Source organism: Bartonella sp. AP280QHHD, from assembly GCF_042196125.1.
Taxonomy (GTDB): domain Bacteria; phylum Pseudomonadota; class Alphaproteobacteria; order Rhizobiales; family Rhizobiaceae; genus Bartonella.
The window spans coordinates 1-4,441 of the sequence record NZ_JBHIPQ010000007.1; the positions used below are offsets into that span (position 1 = coordinate 1).

General features: G+C 47.0%; 4 protein-coding genes. All 4 read right to left on the bottom strand.

From position 1 onward, the window contains the following. Positions 1-2,132 (bottom strand): phage tail tape measure protein (locus tag ACFIMK_RS00315; protein ID WP_375682832.1); only part of this gene is annotated, 2,132 nt, incomplete at its 3' end. A gap of 131 nt (positions 2,133-2,263) precedes the next feature. Beyond that, the gene (locus ACFIMK_RS00320; RefSeq protein ID WP_375682476.1) at positions 2,264-2,677 is read right to left on the bottom strand and encodes a hypothetical protein; all 414 of its coding nucleotides are present in this window, start codon (positions 2,675-2,677) and stop codon (positions 2,264-2,266) included. A gap of 9 nt (positions 2,678-2,686) precedes the next feature. Further along, positions 2,687-3,205, bottom strand: coding sequence for a phage major tail tube protein (locus tag ACFIMK_RS00325; RefSeq protein WP_015856800.1), 519 nt, complete (start codon positions 3,203-3,205; stop codon positions 2,687-2,689). A 3-nt stretch (positions 3,206-3,208) separates the two neighbouring features. Beyond that, the coding region (locus ACFIMK_RS00330) for a phage tail sheath family protein (protein WP_375682833.1) at positions 3,209-4,441 on the bottom strand (1,233 nt) is incomplete at its 5' end.

A 4,441-nucleotide genomic window follows, 5' to 3' on the forward strand; every position in this document is an offset into this window, starting at 1 on the left:
ATGGCTGTTTTACCCCCCAAAAAACTTGGCAAAAACTCTCTTACATCAATGGAACCAATCCACCCCTTAATGCGGCTAGGCAAAGATTTACAAAAATCCATCAATTGTGAGATAGACGACATAAAGCCATCGACAATCGAATTAGCCAGATCTTCGCCGGCTTGTTCCATACCAGCCTTGGCACTCTCCGAGAGCTTTTCCTGTGTAAAAAAACTCTTCAACCATTGCCAAAAGTTGGAAAAGCTTTGTTTAACGCCCTCCCACAAATTGCCAAACCACTCGACAACAGCGCTAAGCTCTTGTTTAAACTTTTGCCAAGTTTGAGAGAAATCAAAAGCAGCAGCAATGATATTTTTCCATTTGGTGATGGTGGTGGTATCAGCACCAAAAAAGCGCATGACGGCTTCAAAGGCACGCCCAAAAGCCCGAGATACCCCCCGTGCAAAACCTTTGACAAATGAAGAAAAACGATCCCAATATTTCCACAAAGCAAAACCCGCAGCAAGGATGACAGCCACAACAGCAGCAATGACCGCCCCGATCGGGGTAAAAATACCCCCCACAACAGAGGAAATAGCTGCCCCAGCCACTTCTATCGCTGTCCCGATCCAACCAAAAGAGGCAGCAAATGCACTTCCTGAGACAGCAATCCCCCGTAAAGCCCCGACCAACAAGGTCATGGGGCGTAAGAGTCGGAGTGAACTTGCCCCAAGACCCGCGGTTAGCAAGCCCAGCGAGCGCCCTGCGGCTGCTAAGCCCCGCCAGCTTGCAGCAACACCACGACTGAGTACTCTAAGCTTGATAAAAGAGCCCATCAATTGAAGAAGCCCAAGACGTGTGCCAGCAAGAGTAAAGCGCAAAACCCGTAGAGCAATATTAAAAGCCATAAGGGCAGCAATGGTTTTGATGATGGCGCTTGTTAAAGTGGGATGGGCATTCGCCCACGCCATAAGCCCATTGGTAAAATTGCCAACACTTTCCATTAAACTGTTGAGGGGGGGCAGAAGCACTTCACCAATGCTAATCCCTAAAGCCACAATGCGGTTTTGTAAGAGTTCAAATTGCCGCATGGCACCGGTTGCTTGTTTGTCTGCTTCTTGTTCTACAGAGCCTTTAAAGACTTGTGGATCTTTCACATAATCTAAAGCTTGCCCTAACAATTCTGGATTGCCCACCAATTTGGCAAAATCACCAGTAAAATCGCGCCCAGCAATGGCAATCAGCGAGCGCATCCCCTGTTCGGATTTACCCAACACATTAAAAAAGCGCACCAAAGTACCGGTGGCATCTTTGTCCAGATCTTGCATGAATTTTTCGCGAGAAAGCCCAATATTGGCAAAAGCATCTTCAATATGTTTGCCTCCTGCCTGAATACGGGCACTCATGGCATTAAAACCACGCGCGGCACTCTCAGGAACAATACCAGCAGAAATCATCGCTGTACCAAATGCCGCAGTTTCGCGCGCGGTGAGCTTAAACATGGTTGCCGCACCGGTGGCACGATTGGTAAAATCAGACACTTCACTGGCTTTTGCCGCCATGTGATTAGAGAGATGATTGATAGCATCACCTAGATCTTCAATACCTACCTGATTAAGCTTAAAGACATTGCGCAATTTGGCAAAGCGCTCCCCAATCTGATCTCCCGTCATATCAAAAGCTACAGCTGCTTTAGCGGCATAAATGCTAAAAGCTTCTAGATCTTGTTCGCCAATCCCTGCTTGGCTGGCACTGGTCATCAATTCTAAGACTTCACGCGCCGCTAACGGAATCTTGGTGGAGGTTTCAAGCGCAAAACGGCGCAATTCCTTTAAGCGATCAAGGGGGGCATCGAGAACCTTTTCTAATCCCTTCATCGATTGGTCAAATTGCATGGCTTTATAGAGCGGTGCAATTAAGGTTGCTGTTTGCGCAATCGCCCCCACCATACGTCCACGCGCATGGATAAAAGCATTTTCTGCATGGGCTGTAGCTTTCTTAAGATGCTCAGGGTCAAACCACCCTTTAAAATGCTGCCTTGTCTTGTTTTGGAAATGCGCAACATCTGAACTAAAGGCTGCAAGATCCCGCTTGGCAGAAGCGATCCCCTCTTGCAGATGATTGACAAAACGCACAACAAGGGAAACATCCATGACGATTCTTTATCCTAACTGATGGCTTTCATATTCTTGAGCATTCAGGCGCGCGAGTTCTTCTCGATAGGCAATCACATCCAGCCAATCCATCTGGTTAATCTCTGAAGGCGCCCAGTGATAATAAAGAGCTAGTTCTGCCCCAAATTGTCTGGCAGAGAGGATTGGCGTTGCGTAAAAAAAGCAAAAAAAGCCTTCAATATTGCGACAATATCCATCACATCAACTCGATCAATCAATTCAATAGATTCATGTGACATATCAGCCAAAAGTGCTGTGATGCCTTCTGTTGCCTCACTTGTGAACAAAACTTGAGAAAGCTTCGTGATAAGCACATCATTGCTCAAAGTTGTTTTATCCTCTTCTACAGCGGGCAGAACGAGCTCTACCAACTGCGGTCCAATCAACACCGCTAATTGGCGTGCTTGCTTGAAATTTGGGCGATAAAAGGTCAGTTTCTTGCAGAGAGATTCTTTGCCACCTTTATCTTGATAAGGAAGCGGAACCTGCAATTCCACGTCAATGCTGCTTTGTAAACTTGTCATGATCAATTCCTATAAGTTGAGAATAGAGCGGCGGCGAGAACCGATCTCTTGCCCATTGCGGACAAGCCAGCCGCCCCGTTTAAAAGAAAAGCGGTGCAAAACAGAACCATCCCAAAATTCCGTATAGTCCCAAACATTTTTGATCTCGCAATCATAGCCTGTCGCTTTCCCAGCTGTTAAGCCTTCGCTATCCACTTTGACCAACCGCCCTGTCACATCAATGGAATGCTCATGCTCGCGTCCATCTTCTTCAGAGATCACATGTTTTTTGCCTGTGAATTTATGACGAAGCCCAGGAGGACCACCAAAGATGCCGATAATTTCGGGGGTATGGCTGCGGATTTTCATTTGTAAACTCAAAGCTTTCACACCAAGACCGCTCACATCAATTTGCATATCAGAGCCGCCCGGTTGATAGGTTTCTGTAATTTCTTCCAACGTAGGTAATTTGAGGGTTTCAAGATCAAGGTGAAGGTTCACATCATCATCAACAATCAAGGTAAAACCGCGTACAATGCGTAAAGTCATGCTTTAACTCCTTGCTGCTTTGCGATAAGTTTCAAGCGTATCGCCAAATTGATAAGTCATTTTCTTTTGGATATCTTGCGCCAAACGGTCAAAATAAGCGCTATTGCGCCGGCTGCCGAAACTCAAATCTTCTAAAGGTGGCACTTCTTCTGCATCAAATTCGACCCGCAATTTCCCCAGTTGTAAAGTGCTGTTGGAATTTAAATCGCGGTCAAACCAAACCCGCCCACCAAGCAATGCACCACGCGCAATCATATCATCAAGAAAGCTGGTCAAAGAGCGGGTAATGGCAATAACATGTTGACCAGTAAGGTTTTCATCATTCGCCCAAGGGCGCAAATTGTTAATGATCGTTTTTTCCAAGGCTGCACGGGTGCGCACCACATTGACAAAGCGCCAAAGTGGATCACTGGAGGTGGTATGATTTCCCCATAAAATGCGCCCATTGGCAGCCATTTGCCCATGCGCATTTTGACTAAGTCGTGCTGGAATAAAGGTCGCAATATCGGCTTGGTTAAGGCGATTTGCCTCATGATCAATTTCGCCATCAAAATAGCTAATGGGGCGTGCTGTCCCTAAAATGCCATGCACATCTTGGTTGGAAGGAGACCAAAAAACACCGCCCCTTTGCTTGTCACGTTTGATAAACATGGCTGCTGCAAAAGGACTTGCGGGTTTAACACTAACACCCCCCTCACGATTTGCCACCCGTACAAAGGGGTCAATCAAATAACAAAAGCGTGAGGAAAAATCTGCACGATAGGCAAGGCTTTCTTCCGCATTTTTACCCCCCGTATCAAACACGGCAATGGCTTGCAACTTTTCTGCAACCTGTTCCAAAGCGTCTGCCACAGGGTTTTTGCCATTGTCAATCCGCCCTGCACTATAAGCCGGTGCCAGTAAAATCCCAGGTTCCACACCTAAATGCCCACGCGCATGAGCCAAGGCGTGCACACCGGTCAGGTGAGCGTTTGATCCCACCATCTCAGTTTGTGTCTCAGCAATGGTTGATTTTTCTTCTACCCGCACAAGGATAATTTGTGCCTCAATCCCCTGCGCGCACACGGCGTTAATGACATCAAAAGCCGTTCCCCTTCGCCCAAGCTTTTGGATTTTTTCTGTATCATGGGTGAAGACCAACACAGGCTCGTTAAGGGGAAAAACTTGGTTGTCAGCATCAGGGGCTGTAACAACCGCCCCAATAGCGGTCTGATCAAATGTTGCTAAAGGACGGGA

Coding starts and splice junctions, on each gene's coding strand:
- ACFIMK_RS00320 (WP_375682476.1), bottom strand. CDS start 2,677: ATGACAAGTTTACAAAGCAGCATTGACGTGGAATTGCAGGTTCCGCTT.
- ACFIMK_RS00325 (WP_015856800.1), bottom strand. CDS start 3,205: ATGACTTTACGCATTGTACGCGGTTTTACCTTGATTGTTGATGATGAT.